We start from the raw sequence: 21,881 nt of genomic DNA, 5'->3' as shown, positions 1-21,881 counted from the left end.
AAAAATGCCTTCCACAACCATGGAAGGCATTTTTTTTCAAGCTTTGAGAGCCTGAATGACATCAAGCCAAATCGGCTCCCCACATAAAGATCAAAAACAGGATTCCCAGCACGATTCTATACCAGCCAAAAGCTGTGAATCCATTGTTGGAGACATACTTCAGGAAAAGCTTCACCGCGATCCACGCGGAAATAAAAGCCACCACAAATCCGACTCCCAACATGATTAATTGAGCCTGATCAAAAGCCAAATCCGACTTGATCAGATCATACCCTCCAGCAGCCATCATGGTCGGAACAGCCAACAAAAAGGAAAACTCTGTGGCCTGCTTCTTGTCCAAGCCATTGAACACGCCGCCGATGATCGTGGCCGCGGCGCGGGAAGTGCCTGGCACCATGGAGAGACACTGGCAAAGTCCGATGAAGAAGGCATTCCTGTAGGAGATATCCTCCACGTCGGCGAGCGTAGTCTCCTGATTGATGACTTTTTTGTCGATGAAAATCAATATGATCCCACCCAATATCAGCGAAACGGAAACTACGACTGGATTGAAGAGATAGGCCTTGATGTAATCATAAGCCAAAAGACCCACCACCGCAGTCGGGAGAAATGCCGCAAAAAGCTTGAAATAGATGTTGAGCCCGCGAAAAAATCGCTTGATATACATCAACGCAATCGCCAAAATAGCTCCCAATTGAATAAAAACCTCGAAGGTCTTGACAAACTCGTCCTCATGGATTCCCATCGCAGCGGAAGCCAAAATCATGTGGCCGGTGGACGAAATAGGCAAAAACTCAGTTAATCCTTCTATAATCGCAATAATGATACTCTGAAAAAGGCTCATGTATAATATTTTTTAACCGCTGCAAAACTAACATTCCGTAGCGGAAGGCAAGCCCCCGTCCGTCAATGAGAAAGAGATTTTAACATGCCGTTTTGACTTTCTGCCCATTTTGCCTTTATTCACCTAAATCCTTATGAAATGAAAACCGCTATCATTGCCCTCGTCTGTCTGTTTTTTTCAGGCCTCGTCCTCGCCCAGGAGCTCAAGGAAACCACCTTCACCAGTAATATCCAGGAAGTGACGCTCTTCCTTTCTGATGCCCAAGTTTTCGAAAAAGCCCAGGGAAACATCACCGCCGGTGAGTCGATTATCCTCATCAAGGGACTATCTCCCTACCTAGACGAGAAAAGCATCCAAGCCAAGGGAAGTGGAAACTTCACCATTCAGGCGGTCAACAAGCGACTGGACTACCTGAGCGAGAAACAAGTCAACGAAAAGGTCAAGGTGCTAGAGGACAAGATCAAGGAAATACAAGCGAACCAAAGCCGGGAAAACACTCGCCTGGAGATCCTGGCGGAAAAAGCCAGCCTGCTCGACGCCAACAAAAATCTCGGCGGGACGCAAGCAGGCACCAACGTCGCCGAACTGCGCGCGGCCATGGATTTTTACGAAACCGAACTGACCAAAATCTCCAACGAACGAGTCGAGATCCACTCCAGCCTGCAAAAGGAAAACGAGGAGGTCACTCGCCTGCAAAACCAGATCCGAGCCATGCTGGAAAGCGAAAACAAATCAACGGCTGAGATCCGGATTCGGGTCAAGGCCCCGGCCGCCGGTACGGCCAGCTTCGAGATCAATTACCTTGTGGCCAATGCGGGCTGGTATCCAAAATACGACGTGCGGGTGAAAAACGTCAGCTCCCCGCTTTCGCTCAACTACAAGGCCGAAGTCTACCAAAATACCGGCATAGACTGGAACAACGTCAAACTCCGCTTTTCCAACGCCAATCCCAACCAGAGCGGACAGGCTCCAAATCTGGAAAAATGGGAGCTGAACTATGCCCGATTGACCTCTTTCAATCCTTACTCAAATCGCCCAACCGTGGGAAGTGTTAGTGGAAAAATCTTCGATTTAGAAAGCAGAGAACCTCTGCCGGGAGCAACCGTCTTGGTCAAAGGAAGTACTATTGGGACAGTTACCGATACAGATGGTAACTACACTCTTACCTTGCCAAACAACGCTCAGGAGATTTCCATCTCCTATATCGGCTATCTTTCCGAAAAGGTGAAAATCGAAAACCAAAACACCATCAATGTAGGTTTGGTAGCAGATACGCAGTCCATGGAAGAAGTTGTGGTGACGGGCTATGGGACAAGTGAAAAAAAGTCAATAAGTGGTTCAGTAGCTGGAGTAAGAATCAGAGGTTCCAATTCTACGATGGCTGCGCCTTTACTGACCGAAGTCATCGAAAACCAAACTACCGTCGAGATTGAAGTCTCCGAGCCCTATAGCATAAAATCCAATGGGGAAAAGACCTTGGTGGACTTGAAAGCTTACGAAGTTCCTGCGAATTACCGCTATTCGGTCATCCCCAAGCTGGACAGCGATGCCTTCCTCATTGCAGAGATCGCCGACTGGAGCCAGTACAGTTTGCTGGAAGGCGAGAGCAACTTGTATTTTGAAGATGGTTTTGTTGGTAGATCTATCTTGAATGGCTCGGCCTTGGAGGACACCCTTTTGGTCTCTATGGGTCGTGATCAATCCATTGTTGTCCAGCGAGAAAAGATCGACCAGTACTCTAAGAAGCGAACCATTGGTTCCAATGTGACTGAAACGCGAGGTTACGAAATCACGCTTCGAAACAACAAATCCCAAGCCGTCACGCTGAAAGTGGAAGATCAGGTTCCCGTCTCAGTGAATTCAGCGATTACCGTCAGTCCCATCGATCTTTCAGCGGGATCATATGATTCGCAAACCGGAAAAGTAGCTTGGGAAATCACCCTTGGTCCGGGAGAACAGAAAAAACTGTCACTTCAATACGAGGTCAAGTATCCAAAAAACGAACGGGTTATTCTAGACTAAGATGCGAAACAGCGGCCCGATTCGGCCGCTGTTCGCTTTTTACGGAATTCTATCCAAAGTCATCTCAAAAAACTGGTACCAGGCACTTCCGACATTGTACTCACCTATTTCCTGCCATTGGCCTTGCTCATTGATCCAGATCGTATAGCGCACCTGCTCCACAGGTTTCCAGATAAGCTTTCCGTTTTCAAACTTAGCCGGATAGGTACCATGCAAGCCGCTTTGCAGAAAGGAGGTAAACTGAAATTCCCCATCATTTTCGCCGGGATGAATCCAAGCGATGGCATTGTGGACTACCGCCTCCCCGGATTTCCCCATTCCTTCCACTTGGAGTAAGGTGCCACTAAGCTTGAACTCAACTGTCTCCTCCTGAACAAAGGTCTTTTTCTGTCTATCCTGTCCCATCATCCAGCCAGAGCCTTTCCATTTTCCCTCCAGAAAACTAAGTGTGGACATCTTCTTTTGGATCGCTTCGTTTAGCTCATACTCAGCCTGAGACCAAGCTGGCAGTTGAAAGGAAAGCCAACAACCGATAATCATGGCAATTTTCAATAGATTTTTCATGATGTAAATTGGTTTACATTGTAAACTTAAAACGCAAATTTTTTACTCGATGTAGTTCCGGAGGTTTTCCACATACTCCTCGAAAGCTTTGACTCCAGCCTGTGTGATCCTACAGGTAGTGAGTGGACGCTTTCCCTTAAAGGATTTTTCGATCCCGATATATCCCGCTTTCTCCAGCTTGTCGAGTTGAACGCTGAGATTGCCCGCAGTGGCTTCGGTTTTTTCCTTGAGAAAGGTAAATTCCGCCTCCTCAACACTGATGAGCAATGACATTACCGCTAGGCGGAGTTGGGAGTGCAATAGGGGATCAAGTGGCTTAAACACGCTCACGGCTGTTGGTAGTCAAATAATATCCGGGCAAAAGATAGCCCAAAACCATAGCAACACCGGACAAGAGGTATTGTGCCTTGACAGGCAGCATAAATCCGATCACGGCAGCGAGCAAAAGTAACACTCCTCCACCACGAACCAAATTCACCCGGATCAGGGAACCAGTTGTCCACATACCTATTCCTGACAGGATCAGGATGATGGGGTTTTGGTTATAGCCAATGACCGGCATAAAAGCCAAGGTGATCATGATCCCAACGAATACCATGATCCACACTTGGTTGATCACATGGCTCACATGGGACTTGACACGGGCCTTTCTCGCGATTTCAAATCCCTTCCAAAAACTCACCGCCGCCGCCGGAACTACCAAAAACCAAATGTAATACGGATGCTCGTACCCCAACTCGTCCAAGGTGAAGTGACCGAAATTGCAGATCGCGATCACCCAGCCCCACAAGCGCATCTGAAATCCACCATCTCCTGCCGTCTCCCTTTTTGCCCTGTTGATCATTTCCGTGATCAAGGTTAGGGACTCTTTGCTACTCAGTTCTTTTTCCATAGTGTTGCTCGTTTTTCCATTTGAACGGAACAAATATAAATTGGTTTACATTATAAACTATTTTAATTTCAAAATTTTTACACTGATGAAAAATCATGCTTACCTTAGAACTCTCTCAAATTCACGCTCATGAAAAACATTTTTGACCCGCTCGTCACCTCCGAACTGGTGGAAAGAATCAACCAACTAAAACCAGAATCCCCGGCTCTTTGGGGAGAAATGAGCGTAGACCAAATGCTCGCCCACTGCAACGTCGCCTATGAGATGGCTTTTACCAACAAGCATCCCAAGCCCAATGCGCTGATGCGTTTTTTGCTGAAATCGTTTGTGAAAAAAGGCGTGGTCAACGAAGTACCCTATTCCAAGAATATACGGACAGCCCCCGCTTTTATCATTGCCGACCGCCGTGATTTTCAAGAAGAAAAAGACCGACTCATCAAGTATTTAGAGCATACATTGGCTTTGGGGCGGGATCACTTCGAGGGTAAGGAATCGCTCTCTTTCGGCAAGATGACCGCTCAGGAATGGAACAACCAGTTTTACAAGCATCTCGACCACCACTTAACGCAATTTGGCGTATGATCCAGCCTGGAAAATCCATACGGACTTTTGTTGGTGCGAAGGATTTTGGAGAAAGCTGTCGCTTCTATGAAATCTTGGAATTTGAGCTCCGCCACCACGGCAAGGGTTTTGCCTATGTCTCCATCTCACCGGGTATCGGCTTTTACCTGCAGGAATACTATGAGAAGGAATGGTGCGAAAACTCCATGGTCTTCCTTGAGGTGGACGACTTGGAAGCCTATTTTGATAAAGTCACCGCACTGGATCTCCCCGGAAAATTCCATGGCGTGAAAGTGATGCCGATCAAGCAGCAGGTCTGGGGGGCCGAGTTTTTCATCATCGACCCCGCAGGAGTTCTTTGGCATATCGGGACTTTTAGATCTGACAATCAAGCCTAAGCGCCATACGAAAACCAAGTCAGTTTCTTCTAGAACTTGGAAGATCAGATTTCCCAAAACCTGATTCCCCGAGCAATTGTAAAGAATCCAAACTCCAAAACCTGAGAACCAATATACGCTTCCCTCTGCGCGTATTTTGAAAATTGAGAGGAAGACTTTAGTTTAGCAAATACCCTCATCGGATATTATGCGTTTGCTGTCTATTACATTACTTGTCTTTTTCACGTTCCTTTCCTCACACTTAGCTGCCAGACAAATGCAAGAGGACTCAACCCTTACCGATCGAAAAATCTGGGAAGAGTTTTTCTCAAAAAACCTGAAGTATCCCGCAGAAGGACTTAGGGCTCAGGAAAGTGCCAGAATCGTGCTGTCTGTAAAAATTGGCCCAGAGGGAAACCTGGATAGCTTGTTTTTGGTGGAAGAGGCGCCCAATTATTTCCAAAACAATGTTCTGGAGGTGTTCTCTCTTGGCTCTGCACTGTGGAGTCCGGCGATCCTTGAAAATCGTCCAGTGAATGCGCGATACCTGATTTGCTTCGATTTTGAATTTGGAGGAACCAACGGACCACCCGCCGACTATAAAAAAGTGGCAGAGGGCTACATCGAAAAGGGAAAGCCCGAAAAAGCATTGAAAGTCCTGGATCAGCTAATCGAAAAACAGCCTTACGATTACAAAAACTATCAACTACGATCAGAAGCCCATCGCCAATTGGGAAACACAGAACAGGCCCAAAAAGATTACATGAATTCCCGCCTCACCAAAAAGAAGGTGCTTTCCGAGTTTGACGTGGTTGTTTATGGACAGGTCACACGGCGAACAGAGACTGTCCTACGATAGCAGGCGGTTGGTCTAAAAGACGACATCCCTTAACTTTGGAGATCAAACCCCCAGTCAATGAATCGGAATATTTTACTTCTTTCCCTGTTTTTGTCGCTGACTTTTTCGTGCTCAAAATCCGAAAAAAAAGAGGAAGTTGTCGCCACTGAGAGCAGACCGAATGAGGAAATCACCGCGGATCTTCCGATCGGAGACAATTCCCAAAATGCTTTGGATTGGCCAGGCACCTACTTTGCGACGCTTCCTTGTGCCAGCTGTGAGGGCATCGAGACTTGGGTCACGCTCAAGCAAGACGGTACTTTTGTCCTAAAAACCCACCACATGGGCCTCAATGATGATTTGGAAGAGATTTTCACTGGCAAGTTCACTTGGGACGAGAGTGGCTCAGTCGTGACGCTTCAAGGTCTCATCGGCAACGCTCCCGGCAAATACAAAGTGGGCGAAAACCAAATCTGGCACTTGGACAGAAGTGGAAACAAAATCGAGGGGGATTTGGCCGATCGCTACGTTCTCAAAAAACAATAGCCTTACATAAACTTAGTCGTCCCAAATCGCATGGTTACCTCTGTCATTTCAACGCTTTTGTACATTCGTGTCCTCTTGCTAGCCCCTAGCATTGTGTCTTTGGCTCAAGACTTTGAAGACGTTTTGGCTCAGACTTTAAAATATCCGCGAGAAGCACGAGAAAATAAGATTGAAGAGGTAGTATATGTGTCCTTGGATATCGACCAAATCGGGGAACTCAGGTCATACGAAATCCTCCAATCTCCCAACCCTGTTCTTCGAAAAGAGGTAGTCAGATCCTTTGATTTGATCCAAAAATCTTGGAAAAAACAATTTCTGGGAGATCGAAGACTTAATCAAAAGTACTTGGTGATTTTAGAATTCAACCTTGGGGCGGACTACTCCACGGTCCACACCTTATTCAAAAAGGCTAATGAGGCCATTTCAGCAAAAGATAACGAGCAAGCGCTTAAACTAATTGATCAGTGCATTGCGCTTAATCCATACAACGAAGACTATTTTCTAACCAGGTCCTCCCTTTATAGACAACTAGGTAATGTAGAGGCGAGTCAAACCGATATCTTGAGAGCCCGAAAAATAAAAAACGAGCTTCTCTCTCATATGGTCATTAGCGGTGTGACGCTCTGACTATTTAAACCTAACAATCTTACCGTGCGCCTTTGACGTCATCTCCGCAGGAATGGCTTCGGTAATTTCTTTGTAGAGCAGCTCCACCAGCTTTTGCTTGAGAAAGCTGCGGTTGAGAATAATGCTGACTTCCCGAGTAGGCACAGGATCGACGAAGGGCCTGAGCCTGGTCTTTTCCTCCGCCGACAGCTCATGCGTGGCCAATTCCGGTAGCAAGGTCATTCCTTGGTAGCGGTTCACCATGTTTTTCAGCCCCTCCAGTGATCCGCTCTCGTAGTGGAAATTTTTGTGCCCAGAGCTGGTCTGATCACAGAAATTCAGCACCTGATCCCGGAAACAGTGTCCCTGCTGCAAGATCCAAAGATCTTCAGCCTTCACGTCGCTTACTGTCACTTCCGTCGCCTTCAAGAGCGGATGGTCTTGAGAAAGGTAGGCGTAGAATTTTTCGTAAAACATGGGCTTCTCCACCACGCCGGACTCCCCCAGCGGCGTGACGATGATTCCCAAGTCGAGCTCGTCGTTTTTTAGCCTCCGGACGATCTCCTCGGTGACCATCTCCTGCACTTCGAGTTTGACGTTGGGATATTTTTCCAAAAATTTCCTTACAAAGAGATGCAAGAGATAGGGAGCCAATGTGGGTATGATGGCAAGCTTAATCGTCCCCGAAATATCACCTTTGAGCTGGGCCACTAGTTCCATGATACCCTTGCTTTCGGATACCACCTTTTTTGCCTGTGCGATGATCTGCACCCCGATTTCCGTTGGGATTACGGGCATTTTGCTACGGTCAAACAGGATCACACCCAGCTCTTTTTCCAGCTTTCCAAGCTGCGCACTTAGGGTAGGCTGGGTGACGAAGCAGGATTCGGCCGCGTTTCCAAAATGTCTTTGCTTGTCGACGGCTATCAAATATTCGAGTTGTTGGATGGTCATTGCAATAGAAATAATCTATGAAGCTAAGCAATGAAATAAAAAATGAGTTCCCGCTAGCGGTCGTTTTTACAAGAACCCAGCTAACCTGCTGGTTATTTGAACAAATAGCATGGCCGAAATTTTACTTCCCTCGCTAAAAGGCTTAATTTATTCCGACTATTCCATAGAAATACAAAAAACCCAAAATCCTACAGCATGAGTAAATCAACTTTTTCCAGAAGGAAATTTATAGGCGCAAGCCTCCTCACTACCGCCGGCATCGGTCTTATCCCCCAACTTGGACTAGCTTCCACTCCCCAACCACTATTCCGCGTAGCCCATGAAAGAGTAAGACTGGGCTTTATTGGAGTGGGGAGGCAGGCCATGGGCCTTCTAAACAATTTCATGAAAATCCCCGGAGTTGAAGTTGTCGCTGGCGCAGATGTCTATGCTGTCAAATTGGAAAGATTTGCGCTTCGTGTCAAGAAAAACCAAACAGAAGCTGGGAAGCCCATCTCAGCTCCAAAACTGTATGCTGACTATAAGGAGCTTCTAGAAAATCCTGAAGTAGACGCCGTCGTGATTGCATCTCCAGACCATTGGCATGCCCTCATGGCGATCGATGCTTGCAAAGCAAAAAAAGATATCTATTTAGAAAAACCTCTGACTTTCACTATCAAGGAAGGTCAGGAACTGATCAAGGCTGTTCGCTCTAATGGAGTCGTCCTTGCAGTGGGCAGCATGCAACGTGCCGCCGTTAATTTTCAAACGGCTGCCATGCATGTGCAGAAAGGGCGCCTTGGAGAGATATTCCAAGTTCTCGTCTACGTGGGAGAAAATCCGCATCCTAAGCCTTATGACCTTGCCGAGGAATCCATTCCGCAGGGTTTGGATTGGAAAAAGTGGCTCGGACCAATCCCCTCGCTCCACTTCAACGATCTACTCAATCCGGGAATCTCTTTAGACCCCGAGAAAAATGAAGCAGCTTGGGGAGCTTGGCGCTGGTATAAAGAGACAGGCGGAGGACTGATGACGGATTGGGGCGCCCATATGATCGATGTGGCCCAATGGGGACTAAGCATGGATAGAAATGGTCCTGTAGAAGTCATACCGATGACTGAAGGTGCGCCGCTGACCTATAAATATGCCAATGGAGCAGAAATGTTGATCACTAAGTTTGACGAAGGCCGTCAGGGCGTGAAGTTCATGGGAGAAAAAGGCTGGATCAAGGTCTCCAGAGGCAATTACGATACTTCACTAAAAGAACTTGAAATCGGAAAGGAGCCGGAAAACTTCACTTTTGGAGCACATCATGTCGACTTCATTGATTGTATTCGAAAGAGGAAAGATCCAATCGTGCCAGTTGAAATCGGGCATAGCACCTGTAGTGTTTGTACCATCGGAAACATCGCCCATGAGATGAACAGACCCCTTAAATGGGATCCAATTAACCAGGAATTCACCGATCTGGACGCCAATACCAGACTGCATTACCCCTATCAAAACGGGTTTTCGCTAATATAGAAATCCGCACTTATCCACACTACCGATGAATTACACCCGAAAAAAATCCAAGCTAGCCATTCTATACTTATCCACAGTCCTTCTGTTTTTCGGATGTGGGAAGAGCTCAGAGACATCGACGAAGGAGACAGCTGAAACCACGGAGCAATTTGTCCCAGATCCACAGGTCGTCGCAGAGCAGCCGATTGCCAAGTTGGCAATCGGCGATCCGGCCCCACACTTCCGCTTACCTGATGTCGATGGAAAATTCTATAGTCTAGAAGATTTTGAGGATGCCGATGTGTTGGTGGTGAATTTTACCTGCAACCACTGCCCAACAGCCCAAGCCTATGAGGATCGTTTTATCAGCCTAGTAGATGAATATAAGGGCAAATCCGTGGCCTTTGTCGCCATCTCTACCAATAGTCCCATCGCCGTGCTGCCGGAGGAATTGGGATATACGGATCTGGGCGACTACTATGAGGAGATGAAAATCCGAGCTGTGGATAAGTCCTACAATTTTCCTTACCTATACGACGGAGACACCCACCAATTTTCCCTGGCCTATGGACCCACAGCCACGCCGCATGTTTTTGTTTTTGACAAAAAACGAAAACTATCTTACTCAGGTCGTATAGATGCGAAGGAAAAACCGGGCACTGGCAACGCGGAAGACCTGAGAAACGCGATCGAGACGACGCTTGAGGGAGAGGCTTTACCAGCCGAAATGGCCCAGACTCCTGCCTTTGGCTGCTCCATGAAATGGGCCTGGAAAAACGACTACACCATCAAGACAAACAAGGCTTGGCAGGAAAAACCAGTCAATCTGGAAAAGCTGAGTCCAAATGGTTTGGCTGATTTGCTCAAAAACAACACCGACGAGCTCCTCTTAGTCAACTTCTGGGCGACATGGTGCGGACCCTGTATCATCGAGTATCCCGAGTTCATTACTATGCAGCGCATGTATGGAGAGCGGGATTTTCAGTTTGTCTCGGTCAGCATGGATACACCAGACCAATTTGACAAAGCCCTGAAATTCTTGAAGGGCAAGGCCTCGGCTATTCCGAACTACCTGATGGACACCGAGGACAAATATGAGGTGATCAAGGTAGTGGGCGAGGATTGGGATGGCAGCCTCCCCATAACTTTGCTCATAGAGCCCGGTGGCAAAATCGCCTATAAAGTCCCCGGAACAATCGACGCTCTGGCTTTGAAAAAGGCGATTGTGGATCATCCTATGATAGGGAGATACTACTGAAAATCAGCTAGCTTCTTGTTTTATGAATTGAAAACAAGTAGTTTGTATCCAATCATTATTTTTGGAATGGCGGATTCAGAATTTCCCATACTCGACCTATCGCGCAACCTCTACTCTTGCTCTCGTTTGTTAATTCAGCGGATTCAAAAGCAACTAAACAATTTTGGCCTCACTTATCCACAATTCTTTGCGCTTTCCATTCTTTGGGACGAGGATGGCCTCAGAGTTAATGAATTGGGTGCAAAAATGAATCTGGACTCCGGAACGCTCACACCACTTTTGAAAAAGCTGGAAAGCCAAAACCTTCTCAAGCGAAAACGAGGTGAAGAGGATGAGCGCACCGTGTCCATTCATCTGACCTATCCTGGAAAATCCCTGAAGACCAAGGTCATGGAGGCCTTAAACCAGATGGAAAGCGAACTATCGTCAGAACTCCCTCCAGCGATGGAAAAGCTTTTGGTGTCCTCAGAAGATCTTTTGGAAAAACTGAGGACGTTGAAATAAGAGCGCAGCTTAGACTCGGCGAATCCTAAAGATTGGACAAGCGCCGAGTTTTTCAAAAGCAATTTTGCCGGCGGCTGACCATCAAGGGTAAAAAGCTTTTATCTTCCCAATTGGAATCCAACCTACCCTTATGAAGAAAATTTTCCTCTCATTTGCCTTAGCCATGTCAATTATCTGGGCAGCTTTTGCCCAGATCCAGACTCCAGAGCAGTTTTTGGGTTATAAGCCTGGGGATCGCTTTACCCCACACCATCGCATGGTGGACTACTTCGAGCATGTAGCCTCGCAAAATCCCAACATCAAACTCATCCAATATGGTGAGACCAACGAGAAACGACCACTGATCATCGCCATCCTTTCCAGTCCGGAAAACATGGCCAAGCTGGAGGAAATCCGCACCGACAACCTCAAGCGGGCGGGCGTAATGGATGGTACGCCCAACAGCGAGATCCCCATCAACTGGATGTCCTTCAACGTTCACGGGAATGAGTCCGTGGGAATGGAAGCGGCGATTTCTTCCTTTTACACGCTCGCTAACCCCAATAACGAGAAGTCCCAAGAATGGCTGAAAAATCAGGTCATCATCCTCGATCCCTGCATCAATCCAGACGGGCGTGACCGATACTCCAATTGGTATAACCAGAAAATGAATACGACTCTTCAGCCAGATCTCCAGTCACAGGAGCACAACGAACCTTGGCCGGGAGGACGCGCAAACCACTACCTTTTTGATTTGAATAGAGACTGGGCCTGGCAGGTACAGGTAGAGTCCCAGCATCGATTGAAGATCTACCAGCAGTGGATGCCACAGCTGCACTTGGATTTCCACGAGCAGGGAATTGATCATCCCTTCTATATGGCTCCTGCCGCGGAGCCCTTACATGAGCAGCTGACTCCCTTCCAGCATGAGTTCCAGGATATTTTCGGCAGAAATACCGCAAGATACTTCGACGAAATGGGAAGGTTTTACTTCACCAAGGAGCGCTTTGATCTCCTCTACCCTTCTTATGGCGACACCTATCCCATGTACAACGGAGCCATCGGCATGACCATCGAACAAGGCGGTGGCGGAAGAGCCGGCATCGGCGGTTACAATTCCCTAGGTGATACCGTGACGCTAAGTAGCCGCATCGCGGGCCACTACACCGCTGCCATGTCTGCAGCAGAGGTGACCAGCCAAAACGCAAAAAAACTGGTGGCCGAGTTTGCCGCCTATTTTAAGACAAACTCCACCAGCCCCAAAGGCAAGTACAAGAGTTTTGTGATCAAGGGGGAAAGCAATCCAGCGCAAGTCGCCAAGCTGCTCGAGCTCTTGGACAAAAACGGGATCCGCTATGGCAAGGCCGGCGCCAAATCCGGACTGAAAGGTTTTGAGTATCAAAGCGGAAAAACCGGAGTCACCTTCTCTACAGCCGAAAACGACATCGTCATCAATGCATACCAGCCTAGGTCAGTCCTGACCCAAGTGCTTTTCGAACCAAGTCCCTCGCTCAATGACTCCATCACCTACGACATCACCAGCTGGGCTCTGCCGTACGCCTATGGTGTCAGTGCCTATGCGCTGGAGACCAAGCTAGATGCCGCAGCAGCCTACGTAAAGCCCTCCGCAGTCTCAAATCCCGTCGGTAAAACTCCGGTAGCCTATTTAGCCCAGTGGCAAGGAACCAGGGATGCGGCTTTTTTAGCCGCGCTGCTCAATGCGAAAATCAGGGTGAAATACGCCGAATATCCTTTTGAAGTCGAGGGGAAAAGCTTTCCGGCAGGCTCCCTGATCATCACCAAAGGAGGCAATGAGTATGTCGCAGAGTTTGACAAAAAAGTGAGCGACGCAGCCAACAAATTTGGAGTAAAGCTGGCTACCACCCAGACCGGCTATATGGACAAAGGAAAAGACTTTGGCTCTCCTAACATCAAGGCGATCAAGTCTCCCAACGTGGCGCTAGTCGGAGGAAGCGGAACCTCCTCCCTGAGCTTTGGGGAGATTTGGCATTTTTTCGAAAAAGAACTAAACTACCCATTGGTCACCCTGGATGCCGGCACCATGGGCGGCTACGACCTGAGCAAATACGATGTCCTTATCATTCCCTCCACCTTCGGATCTGCTCTCAACGCAAACTCGCAACAAAAAATCACCGACTGGGTGAAGGCTGGCGGAAAGTTGATTGCACTGGATGCTGCGCTGAATCTCTTCGCCAATAAGGAAGGCTTTGCCTTGAAGACCTATGATTCAGAAGAAGAGAAAAAGGCAGCCGAAAAAGAAGCAACCGAGCTTACCAAAAAGGAGAGGCTAGAACCCTATATGGAGGGCGAGCGGTTGGAGATTTCCTCCGGCACGGCGGGTGCGATCTATGAAGTCAAGATGGACCAAACCCACCCTCTTGGCTATGGTACTGGAGGAAAGATCTATTCGCTAAAAAACAACTCCAACCACTTTGTCTACCTCTCTGGCGGGGTAAATGCGGGTATCATCGCATCCAACGACTCCTATCGAACTGGGTACATCGGCTACAAGATCAAATCCAAAATGGGGCAATCCCTTGCGATCGGTGTCGAGCCGCAGGGACGAGGCCAGATTGTCTACTTTGTGGACAATCCCATTTTCAGGGGATTCTGGGAAAGTGGAAAACTGGTGCTCAGCAACGCGATTTTCATGGTGGGACAGTAAAAACCATATCCTTACAACAGTCAAAGCCGGCCCCTGGAAAGTGGCCGGCTTTTTATTTACCTATCAAATCTGCGAAGAGGGATGGCGGTTAGATCTTTTAAAATAAGCCAGATTATAAATTGAGCTCACGCAATTTGCAACCTCCTTCGACCAAGCCCAGCGCAAACACCTTATAGCTGAAGCCAAAATAGAAGATCACTTACCTGAAACTCGCATTGACCTGGTTTAAAACTTTAATCCCCGGACATAGTTCATTTTCCTTCAATTGATTGAGTGGCGTTTTAGTCGTCTTCAGAGTCCGATGGAGATCGTTCCAGTCTGTATTGGCGTAGAGTAGCCCGGTCAAGATTTCATCCTTGGCCCTGGCTTTTTGGAGTGCATTCACCGCGGAATTCCGGTCTTCCGGATCCCAATCCAAAGCCAACTTATTCAGCTGTATCTCAGAACCATCGTGCATTTCGACCTGTGTCGACATTCCAGCCTCATACTTTATTTTGATTTCGTTTTTGCCCGGAACCAAATCTTTTGCCGAAGTCGCATCAATGTGCTCCCGCACGTAATCGTATGACTTTGTCGATCCTGGGTTGTTGTTGAACGTGACGCAGGGGGAAATCACATTTAGGAACGCAAAGCCTGGATGTTTAATAGCCGCTTTGAGCAAAGGAATGAGCTGCTGCTTGTCTCCGCTAAAGCTCTGTGCCACAAAAGACGCTCCCAGTTCAATTGCCATGCTGGCCAAATCTATAGCCTGAAAAGGATTAATTGATCCTGATTTGTTTTTGGATCCCTGATCGGCCGTAGCGGAGTCTTGTCCTTTTGTCAATCCATAGCAGCCATTGTTCATCACCACATAGACCATATTCAGATTCCTACGTATGACGTGGACAAATTGTCCCATGCCGATGGATGCTGAATCTCCGTCTCCAGACACCCCAAAATAGACCAAATCCCGATTTGCCATATTTGCGCCGGTAGCGACGGAAGGCATCCGGCCATGCACGGAGTTAAACCCATGGGAATTGCCCAAAAAGTAGGTGGGCGTCTTTGAGGAGCAGCCAATCCCGGAGATCTTCGCCACCAAATGCGGCTCGATGGAGAGTTCGAAACAGGCTCTGACTATGGCCGCACTGATGCTGTCATGGCCGCAGCCCGCACATAGGGTCGACAAGGATCCTTCGTATTCCTTCAGCGTGTAGCCGAGTTTGTTTTTGGGAAGCTTGGGATGGCTAAACAGCGGTTTTAGATAGCTCATGATTGGAAAGTCTTTTTGGGTTTAGGTATTGGACTATTTGCTGGCAGATCGCATCAGCAGTGATTGGCATTCCGTCGTAGTTGAGTACTGGCACCAACTTCTTGGGGAGGCAATCCATCTCCATGATCAGCATTTTGCGCATCTGTGCATCTCTATTTTGCTCGACCACGAATATGGTAGCATGGCTTTCCACGAAATCAACCACTTCCTTTCCAAAGGGGAAAGCCCTGATCCGAATAGAATCCACGGCAATACCCTCTTCGTTGAGAAGGTCTTTGGCCTCCTCTGATGAAAAAGTGGAGGTGCCAAAAAACAACAATCCTATGGCCTCTGGTTTGGAGGAAATACTGATTTCGGCCTTTGGAACCAACTTCTTGACTGTCTCCCACTTTCGCGTCAGCCGATCCATGTTCCTTTTGTAGGCTGCCCCATCTTCCGTGTAGGCTGCATATTCATCCTTGGAGGTTCCACGGGTAAAAAATGCTCCCTTCGTTGGGTGTGTTCCTGGATAGGTACGGTACGGAATCCCGTCGCCGTCGGAGTCCAGATATCGACCAAATTTGCCGATGCCTTCCAGTTCCTCCGCAGTCAGAACCTTCCCCCGTTTATATTTTCTTTTAACGTCCCATTCAAATGGCTCGCTCACATGGTCGTTCATCCCAAGATCGAGATCTGTCAGCAGTATTACGGGAGTCTGCAATTGCTCAGCGAGGTCAAAACTTTCGGCGGTCATCTCAAAGCACTCCTTGGGCGTGGCAGGCAAAAGCAAGATGTGCTTAGTGTCACCATGGGATGCAAATGCTGCCGCGAGCAGATCGGATTGCTGAGTGCGTGTCGGCATCCCGGTGCTCGGTCCTGCCCGCTGCACGTCGATCAGCACAGCAGGAACTTCTGCGAAATAGGCCAGCCCCAAGAATTCACTCATTAACGAAACACCAGGACCCGAAGTGGCGGTGAACGCACGCGCTCCATTCCAGTTTGCGCCGATGACCATCCCCATCGCTGCCAGCTCATCTTCCGCTTGGACGATCGCAAAGTTGTTTTCGCCTCCCTCGGTCTTTCTAAACTGCTTGCAAAAATTCTCGTAAGCCTCAGCCACCGAGGTGGAAGGAGTGATCGGATACCATGCCATTACCGTGGCACCTCCGTAGACTGCACCCAGACCGCATGCGGTATTTCCATCAACCAGAATCTTTTCTCCCAACAGCTCTCTTTTTTCGAGTTTGAAGGAAAGAGGGTATTCGTAGTGCTTTTCCACATAATCGATTCCCAAGCTGAGGGCTTTGAAATTGGCCTCGATAAGGGATTTTTTACCCTCAAACTGCTCTTCGATCAGCTGGCGGATAATCGATTCATCCATGGCCAGCAGTTTTGCTAGCGCTCCCACGTAGATGATATTTTTCAAAAGCTGTCTTTTGCGTGGATCGTCAAAAGCGGCGTTGGCCATCTCCATCATCGGGATACCGAGGTAGTGGATCCCTTCCCGGCGATACTCGGGGTTGAGTTTTTTGGTGCTGTCAAAAATGAAATATCCGCCTTCATTTACGCTCAATACATCCTTGGCCATGCTTTGGGGATTGACACAGACCAGCAAATCTATCCCCTCTCTCCGCCCCAGATAGCCCTTTTCGCTGACTCTCACCTCATACCAGGTCGGTAGGCCCTGAATATTGGAAGGAAAAATGTTTTTTGGGGTGACAGGAATACCCATTCTAAAGACAGTCTTGGCAAACAGAAAGTTGGCGCTGGCTGATCCTGTCCCGTTTACATTGGCAAAACGGACGATAAAATCATTGATACGATTGTTCATTTTTTGAGGGCTGGGAATGGTGCGGGCATCTGGTAGGCTTTGGTCACGCTATAGAAATAACGCTGCATGTCCCAAGCGGAGGTCGGACAGCGCTCCGCGCAAAGTCCACAGTGGAGACAAACGTCTTCGTCTTTTACCATAACACGCCCGGTTTTTAGCGTTTCGGAGACCAAAAGGCCTTGGGTAAGATTCTCCGCGGGAACCAACAAGTTCTTCCTGAGTTGGCTTTCGTCCTCGTTTACTGTAAACGTGATGCAGGAAGTGGGACAAACGTCCATACAGGCATCACACTCTATGCACCTATCCTCCGTGAACACTGTCTGGACATCGCAGTTGAGGCATCGTTGAGTTTCCTTTTGAGCTGTTTGGACTTCAAATCCCAACTCAACTTCCTGCTTGCGATCCTTCAAGGTGACGGATTTTTTGGCCTGGGGCACGAGATAGCGATGGTCTGCCGCGATCTGGCTGTCATAGCTCCATTCATGGATTCCCATTTTCTGGCTCACCAAATTGGTGAAAGGATCGGGCCGATCCATTAGATTCTTTCCTTGGCAAAACAGATGGATGGAAACTGCTGCCTGATGGCCATGGGCAACTGCAGTGATGACATTCTCGGGGCCAAAAGCCGCGTCACCTCCAAAAAAAACTTGGGGGTGAGTCGATTGAAAAGTCTTCCTGTCGACTACAGGCATATCCCATTCATCAAAATCCAAACCCAAGTCACGCTCGATCCAGGGAAAACTGTTTTGCTGGCCTATCGCTATCAGGACTTCGTCCGCTTCTATAAACACATCCGGCTCGCCGGTAGGAAGTAGCTGTCTTTTTCCCTTTTCGTCATAGACTGCACGCACTTTCTGGAATTTCATTCCTACTAGCACTCCGTCTTTCAGTTCGAAACTGACCGGCACATGGTTGTCAAAAATCTCGATGTCTTCGTGCATGGCATCCTCCTTTTCCCAGGGAGAGGCCTTCATCTCGGCAAAAGGGCTCCTTACAACCACTTTGACACTTTTACCCCCCAATCTCCGGGCGGTCCTGCAGCAATCCATGGCTGTATTACCCCCTCCTAGTACGATGACTTTTTTGGAAATGGATTTGGTATGCTCAAAGGCCACACTCGCAAGCCATTCGATCCCTATATGGATGGATGCGGCTCCTTCTTGACGACCGGGGAGCTTTGGCAGATCCTTGCCTCTAGGAGCTCCGGTACCTACGAAAACTGCATCGTACTCTTTTGCCAGCACTTCCCGTAGGCTGCTCACATAGGTTAAAAACTGGGTATGAATTCCCATGTCCAGGATATAGTCCACTTCTTCGTTCAATACCTTCTCAGGAAGGCGAAAAGAAGGAATCTGGCTTCGCATCATCCCTCCTCCAGCAATCTGCTCGTCAAACAAGTGAATCTCATAACCCAGGGGCGCCAAGTCCCTGGCAACGGTAAGGGAGGCGGGCCCACCCCCAATCAACGCCACCTTTTTGCCATTTTTCGGAAACGGGGCCTGAGGCATCAATTGCCTGACCTCACCTTTCTGATCTGCGGCAACTCTCTTCAGCCTACAGATGGCGACCGGCTCTTCTTCTACTCTGACCCTTCTACAGGCGGGCTCACAGGGTCGGTCACAGGTACGCCCCAAGATGCCGGGAAAAACATTGGACTCCCAATTGATCATATAGGCCTCCGTATATTTCTCCGCTGCTATCAGTCGGATATATTCCGGCACGGGAGTATGTGCCGGACAGGCGTACTGGCAGTCTACCACCTTGTGGTAATATTCCGGATTCCGGACATCAGTCGGTTTCATAGTTATCTTGGGTTACTATAATCTTAAAAACTCAGAATTAAATACAGGCATAGTGTATTTAATATAAACATTAATTCTGCAATAACGATATCAGGCAGATATTGTGGGAAAAATTTCCCATTGAAACTAGTTGGGGACTAGGGAAAAATATTTGCCATGTACGATCTGGCCGGCAAACCGAGTCTTGGACTTGGCCACGCTCACTCGGAACTTAAAAAAATTGGAGAAGCGGCAAAAAAAAGTCACTTTTCTAAGCTTAGTTGGCAAAAAACTCAAACCCAACCCTCCTCGAAGGGACGATAATAGAGACGACTTCTAAATATAGATCCTACCTGGTACGTGCTGGATCAACACGTCTTGTCCTTGCGGGATCGACCAAGTCCGTTCTCGCTGGATCAACCGAAAATGATGAAGAATCTCCGCCACCTCGGGTCTCGCCTTCAGAAGGCTCCTCCACGTTTGGCTCCTCCTCAGCTGGCGAATCGTCTTGGTTTTCTTCCTCATCCTCTGAATCCGTGGCAATAACTATCGCCGCTAGAAAAAAAAGCTTCGCGAAATCAGCTCTTACGTGGGAAATCGGGGTATGTAGATACATAAAATGCAAATTTTATATGCTAAATATAATTTTTTTGAATATAAATCCAAATTATATTGCTTATTAATATGGTCAAACAGAGCCCTTCGGACCTAAAACCAATTTTTATCAAGCCATGAAACATTCCATTGGAGATCTGAGGTGTATGAAGCAGGCTATCGCTGTTTTTGCAATTTGCGCCTATCTGCTGCCTTATCTTCCTGGTCATTCCCAAACGGCAGAGAGCTTGAAAGCGGACATGGACAGATTGGAAAGAGTACCAGGCTATGCCTCGGACACAGCCTATCTCAACAAGGGCAATGAGCTTGGGTTTATTTTGGCAGAGAGCAGTCCAGACAGCGCGATTCGCTTTCTTGATATTCAGCTCCAGCTTTGCCGCGAGGCAAACTATAAAACGGGGGAGGCCGAGGCGCTGAAAATCTACGGAAATGCCCTTCAAAACAAAGGTGATTTCATTGGCTCTATCGAGTACTATACTAGTGCATTGGCAATTGCCAAAGGCTTGGAAGGTGAAGTTCTCGTTCCGGGCATCCTGAACAATATCGGGCTAGTAAACTATAATCTCGGCAACTATGCCGAAGCATTGAATACCTTTTATGAAGCCATAAAAGGAGCCGATCAAACCAAAAACTCCAATGTCAAAGCGGCAGCACTCAACAACATCGCCCTCATCTATTTCGAGCTGGACAAGCTGGACGATGCCAAAGAAAAATACCGGGAAATGCTCGCAATCTACCAAGTCGTTGGAAACCAAGGCAGGGTAATTCTTGCCTACAACAATATCGGTGATGTGGAGCTCAAGCAAAAGAGGCCGATGGAAGCGCTGAAAAACCTCAAAATCGCCTACCAGTCTGCCATGGAATTGGAAAGCCCCGAGTTCATCGAAATGACCTCACGAACACTTGCCGACATCTATTCTGAACTCGACAGCACGGAAAAAGCAGAGCAGCTTTACCTCCAGTCCATCTCGATGTCCCAGGCCAATGGCTACGGGGTGCCCTACGCGCATTCATTAATTGGCTTGGCTGGCCTTTACTATAAAAATGGCAAGGCTGAGGAGGCTTTGGACCTTGGAAAACAAGGCTTGGCGCAGGCCGAAACGATGGCCCAGCCCATGCTCATGCGAAACGCAAATGAATTGCTTTCGAGGATCTACGAAGATCAGGGGAATTTTGAGGAAGCACTCAAAAGCTTTCAGCTTTTCAAGTCATACAACGACAGCATCAACACCTCCCATTCCCAGCGCCTTACCGCCTCCCTGGAAGCGGAGTATGAGTTTTCAAAAAGGGCGATGGAATATGAGAGAGCGAGCCTTCGGCAGCGATGGGTCATTTTCTCCGCCTGCGCTGGATTGGTCGCTTTCCTGATAGTTCTATTTGTGGAGTTCCGAAACAAAAAGAACCTAGACAAGGCCTATCACGCACTTCAAGAGAAAACCAACGAAATTGCCTCCAAAAACGAGGCGCTTGAGAAAGCGCTAAGTCAGCTGAAGGCGGCACAAGCACAACTCATCCAAGCCGAAAAAATGGCATCTCTCGGCGAACTTACCGCCGGCATTGCCCACGAGATCCAGAACCCGTTGAACTTCGTGACCAACTTCTCTGAGCTCAGCACCGAGCTGATCCAAGAGATCCAGCAGGAACGTGCCAAAAAACCCGAAGAACAAGACCCGCAGCTCTTGGATGAAATCCTCTCAGACATCCAGGTCAATATGGGCAAGATCGCCCAGCATGGTAAAAGGGCGGACTCTATCGTCAAAGGCATGCTGGAACACAGCAGGGCCAGCACCGGCGAGAAAGTCCAAACAGACGTCAAAAACCTAATTAATGAATGCCTCCGCCTATCCTTCCACGGGATGAGGGCTCGGGACAAGACCTTTAGTGCAGACTTTGAAACAGAACTTCAGGCCGACCTTCCCCAAGTCAATCTCGTAGCGCAGGACATTTCCAGATTGTTGCTCAATTTGTGCAACAATGCCTTTTATGCCTGCGCCAATCCGGACTTCAGGAGAGAAAACCCGGAAGTAAAGCCAAAAGTAAAGGTCACCGCCAAAATCGAGAAGGATGGCAAGTCGAAGGAATGGCTGAAGATCTCGGTGACTGACAATGGTCCCGGCATTCCCCAGTCAATCATCGGCAAAATCTTTCAGCCATTTTTTACTACTAAACCCGCCGGTCATGGCACGGGATTGGGCCTGTCTCTGAGCTACGATATAGCGAAAGCGCATGGCGGCGAACTGGATGTCAAGTCGGTGCTCGGTGAGTTTACCACGTTCACCGTTTTTTTACCGGTTTAAAAAACCTAACTTT

The 21,881-nt window shown here is 48.2% G+C and carries 20 protein-coding genes; 11 read left to right on the top strand and 9 right to left on the bottom strand.

What is annotated here, in order from left to right; all coding sequences use genetic code 11:
- Positions 1–61 precede the first annotated feature (61 nt).
- Positions 62–844, bottom strand: coding sequence for an undecaprenyl-diphosphate phosphatase (locus J0A67_RS16770; RefSeq protein WP_206570547.1), 783 nt, complete (start codon positions 842–844; stop codon positions 62–64).
- 138 nt (positions 845–982) lie between these two features.
- On the opposite strand from J0A67_RS16770, the gene J0A67_RS16765 reads away from it, so the two are divergent.
- A complete protein-coding gene (locus J0A67_RS16765; protein ID WP_206570546.1) occupies positions 983–2,866 on the top strand; it encodes a DUF4139 domain-containing protein in 1,884 nt (627 codons plus the stop codon).
- Positions 2,867–2,905: 39 nt separating this feature from the next.
- Here J0A67_RS16765 and J0A67_RS16760 read toward each other — a convergent pair whose 3' ends face one another.
- The 3 genes from J0A67_RS16760 to J0A67_RS16750 are packed head-to-tail and all read right to left on the bottom strand — an operon-like array spanning position 2,906 to position 4,322.
- Positions 2,906–3,430 (bottom strand): hypothetical protein, encoded by a 525-nt coding sequence (locus J0A67_RS16760; protein WP_206570545.1) that lies wholly within the window; start codon positions 3,428–3,430, stop codon positions 2,906–2,908.
- A gap of 42 nt (positions 3,431–3,472) precedes the next feature.
- Positions 3,473–3,754, bottom strand: a complete 282-nt coding sequence (locus J0A67_RS16755) for a winged helix-turn-helix domain-containing protein (RefSeq protein WP_317195068.1) — start codon at positions 3,752–3,754, stop codon at positions 3,473–3,475.
- The gene (locus tag J0A67_RS16750) at positions 3,747–4,322 is read right to left on the bottom strand and encodes a hypothetical protein (protein WP_206570543.1); all 576 of its coding nucleotides are present in this window, start codon (positions 4,320–4,322) and stop codon (positions 3,747–3,749) included. The genes J0A67_RS16755 and J0A67_RS16750 overlap by 8 nt, the downstream gene beginning before the upstream one ends.
- Before the next feature lie 129 nt (positions 4,323–4,451).
- On the opposite strand from J0A67_RS16750, the gene J0A67_RS16745 reads away from it, so the two are divergent.
- The 5 genes from J0A67_RS16745 to J0A67_RS16725 all read left to right on the top strand — a co-directional run bounded on the left by J0A67_RS16745 (position 4,452) and on the right by J0A67_RS16725 (position 7,271).
- Positions 4,452–4,904 carry a DUF1569 domain-containing protein gene (locus J0A67_RS16745; protein WP_206570542.1) on the top strand — a complete coding sequence of 151 codons (453 nt, stop codon included), beginning with the start codon at positions 4,452–4,454 and terminating at the stop codon, positions 4,902–4,904.
- The gene (locus J0A67_RS16740; RefSeq protein ID WP_206570541.1) at positions 4,901–5,281 is read left to right on the top strand and encodes a VOC family protein; all 381 of its coding nucleotides are present in this window, start codon (positions 4,901–4,903) and stop codon (positions 5,279–5,281) included. The genes J0A67_RS16745 and J0A67_RS16740 overlap by 4 nt, the downstream gene beginning before the upstream one ends.
- A gap of 256 nt (positions 5,282–5,537) precedes the next feature.
- Complete coding sequence (locus J0A67_RS16735; protein WP_206570540.1) at positions 5,538–6,119, top strand: energy transducer TonB; 582 nt, start codon at positions 5,538–5,540, stop codon at positions 6,117–6,119.
- Positions 6,120–6,176: 57 nt separating this feature from the next.
- Positions 6,177–6,644, top strand: a complete 468-nt coding sequence (locus J0A67_RS16730) for a copper resistance protein NlpE (RefSeq protein WP_206570539.1) — start codon at positions 6,177–6,179, stop codon at positions 6,642–6,644.
- 30 nt (positions 6,645–6,674) lie between these two features.
- On the top strand, positions 6,675–7,271 hold the full coding sequence (locus J0A67_RS16725) for an energy transducer TonB (RefSeq protein ID WP_206570538.1): 597 nt from the start codon (positions 6,675–6,677) through the stop codon (positions 7,269–7,271).
- Here the strand turns inward: J0A67_RS16725 and J0A67_RS16720 are convergent, their stop codons facing one another.
- Entirely contained in the window at positions 7,272–8,204 is a 933-nt protein-coding gene (locus J0A67_RS16720) for a hydrogen peroxide-inducible genes activator (RefSeq protein WP_206570537.1), read from the bottom strand.
- Positions 8,205–8,399: 195 nt separating this feature from the next.
- On the opposite strand from J0A67_RS16720, the gene J0A67_RS16715 reads away from it, so the two are divergent.
- The 4 genes from J0A67_RS16715 (at position 8,400) to J0A67_RS16700 (ending at position 14,113) form a co-directional block, all read left to right on the top strand.
- Positions 8,400–9,707: a Gfo/Idh/MocA family protein gene (locus J0A67_RS16715; RefSeq protein WP_206570536.1), complete on the top strand. Its 1,308-nt coding sequence runs from the start codon at positions 8,400–8,402 to the stop codon at positions 9,705–9,707.
- Positions 9,708–9,732: 25 nt separating this feature from the next.
- On the top strand, positions 9,733–10,944 hold the full coding sequence (locus J0A67_RS16710; protein WP_206570535.1) for a redoxin domain-containing protein: 1,212 nt from the start codon (positions 9,733–9,735) through the stop codon (positions 10,942–10,944).
- 66 nt (positions 10,945–11,010) lie between these two features.
- Positions 11,011–11,448, top strand: a complete 438-nt coding sequence (locus tag J0A67_RS16705) for a MarR family winged helix-turn-helix transcriptional regulator (protein ID WP_206570534.1) — start codon at positions 11,011–11,013, stop codon at positions 11,446–11,448.
- Between the two features lie 130 nt (positions 11,449–11,578).
- On the top strand, positions 11,579–14,113 hold the full coding sequence (locus J0A67_RS16700; RefSeq protein ID WP_206570533.1) for a M14 family metallopeptidase: 2,535 nt from the start codon (positions 11,579–11,581) through the stop codon (positions 14,111–14,113).
- Positions 14,114–14,312: 199 nt separating this feature from the next.
- On the opposite strand, the gene J0A67_RS16695 is transcribed toward J0A67_RS16700, so the two are convergent.
- From J0A67_RS16695 to J0A67_RS16680, 4 genes are all read right to left on the bottom strand, one after another.
- On the bottom strand, positions 14,313–15,365 hold the full coding sequence (locus tag J0A67_RS16695) for a 2-oxoacid:ferredoxin oxidoreductase subunit beta (protein ID WP_206570532.1): 1,053 nt from the start codon (positions 15,363–15,365) through the stop codon (positions 14,313–14,315).
- Positions 15,340–17,175 (bottom strand): 2-oxoacid:acceptor oxidoreductase subunit alpha, encoded by a 1,836-nt coding sequence (locus J0A67_RS16690; protein WP_206570531.1) that lies wholly within the window; start codon positions 17,173–17,175, stop codon positions 15,340–15,342. Before J0A67_RS16690 ends, J0A67_RS16695 begins: the two co-directional genes overlap by 26 nt.
- Positions 17,172–18,977 carry an FAD-dependent oxidoreductase gene (locus J0A67_RS16685; protein ID WP_206570530.1) on the bottom strand — a complete coding sequence of 602 codons (1,806 nt, stop codon included), beginning with the start codon at positions 18,975–18,977 and terminating at the stop codon, positions 17,172–17,174. Before J0A67_RS16685 ends, J0A67_RS16690 begins: the two co-directional genes overlap by 4 nt.
- 328 nt (positions 18,978–19,305) lie before the next feature.
- Positions 19,306–19,572: a hypothetical protein gene (locus J0A67_RS16680; protein WP_206570529.1), complete on the bottom strand. Its 267-nt coding sequence runs from the start codon at positions 19,570–19,572 to the stop codon at positions 19,306–19,308.
- 115 nt (positions 19,573–19,687) lie between these two features.
- On the opposite strand from J0A67_RS16680, the gene J0A67_RS16675 reads away from it, so the two are divergent.
- Entirely contained in the window at positions 19,688–21,868 is a 2,181-nt protein-coding gene (locus tag J0A67_RS16675; RefSeq protein ID WP_206570528.1) for a tetratricopeptide repeat-containing sensor histidine kinase, read from the top strand.
- Positions 21,869–21,881 lie beyond the last annotated feature (13 nt).

The sequence above is a fragment of the Algoriphagus aestuariicola genome (assembly GCF_017254835.1).
Taxonomy (GTDB): Bacteria; Bacteroidota; Bacteroidia; order Cytophagales; family Cyclobacteriaceae; genus Algoriphagus; species Algoriphagus aestuariicola.
Note: the sequence above shows the minus strand (reverse complement) of the source record. Positions and strands in the feature narration are given on the sequence as shown.